At 46.9% G+C, this 1,197-nt stretch carries 2 protein-coding genes; one reads left to right on the plus strand and one right to left on the minus strand.

Features of this window, described 5'->3' with window-relative positions; all coding sequences use genetic code 11:
• Window positions 1-115: 115 nt before the first annotated feature.
• A complete protein-coding gene (locus tag JF818_RS02085; protein WP_198890336.1) occupies window positions 116-487 on the minus strand; it encodes a pyridoxamine 5'-phosphate oxidase family protein in 372 nt (123 codons plus the stop codon).
• 94 nt (window positions 488-581) lie between these two features.
• Between JF818_RS02085 and JF818_RS02090 the strand changes: the two genes are divergently transcribed.
• On the plus strand, window positions 582-1,197 hold a 616-nt coding region (locus tag JF818_RS02090; RefSeq protein ID WP_198890337.1), incomplete at its 3' end, for a chromate transporter.

Raw genomic sequence — 1,197 nt, forward strand, 5'->3', positions numbered from 1 at the left:
GCCAGAAGGATGTCATTACTACACTGAAAAGACAGTACAGCAGGCTTGTCTCCCAGGAAGAAGTGCTTCGCTTGACGGTGAAGGAGAAGCTAGTGCTCTCCTCACACCTGGCTCACTAGAACAACTGTTCCTGACCGCTAAATCCCGCTTGGGCATGGAGCACCAGTGCTCCGTGTCCGGGGTGTTTAACAGGATTGAAGGCCTTCATGAAATCATAGTAGGATCCCTCTGTGTGGTAGCTTACCTTGCCTTTCAGTTGATATGACTTACCTTCCTCTGTAATAAAAAGCACGGATGCTTTTGTCCCCGTATCAATATTATGCTTCGTCTTGTCGAAGTAGTTGTTGGCTATGACAATTTCATTATCCTGATAGAGATCAGTACAGGTTGCGTAGATGCTGTTTGGCATCCCTTGCTCGTCAACGGTAGTAAGTACAATAGCTGGCTGTTTATTCTTCCAAGCCTCAATGATTTGTTTTGGTAACATGATATATCCTCCAATATCCCATACTATGCTCCTTGCCTATCGCATACAAGCATATTAGTATCAACACAAACAATTCCTTGCTGAGGAGGCTTGCATGGCAACAGTGAACTATCGACACTTCCTCAAAGATGTCTTGATCTGCAGCTTGGGAGCCTATGGAGGACCAGAGGCACATTTCGGCGTCTTCCTCGACCACCTTGTGACCAAGAAGCACTATCTAGAAGAAGAGGACCTTGTAGAACTTCTTGCCCTTAACAGCATACTCCCAGGCCCGACCAGCACGCAGACCATTGTCTCGGTCGGCTACCGAATTGGAGGCCCACTCCTTGCATTCTTCACCTTGATGGTCTGGGCATTACCAGTAGTGCTGATCATGACTGCACTGTCATTTCTCTATCAGATACTTGAGGAGTTGCAGATATCCGGCAAAATTCTCCGTTTTATCGGCCCAATGGCGGTTGGATTCATTGTTCTCGCTGCCTATCGTATCGGGAAAAAAGTGTTGATCGACAAAACCAGTTACGTACTCTTTATGCTGGGTGCTGTTACTACCTATTTTATTCGCTCTCCCTGGATTTTCCCCTTGGTACTCATCATTGGGGGAATCAGTTCTGTGCTCAGCAGCAGGGAAACAGACTTGTTCCAGAAAACAAAACTCAATCCCCCTTGGCATTACCTTGTATGGTTTGCGTGCCTTGCTGTGGGATCAC

The sequence above is a fragment of the Sphaerochaeta sp. S2 genome, assembly GCF_016406725.1.
In the GTDB taxonomy this organism is placed as follows: domain Bacteria; phylum Spirochaetota; class Spirochaetia; order Sphaerochaetales; family Sphaerochaetaceae; genus Sphaerochaeta.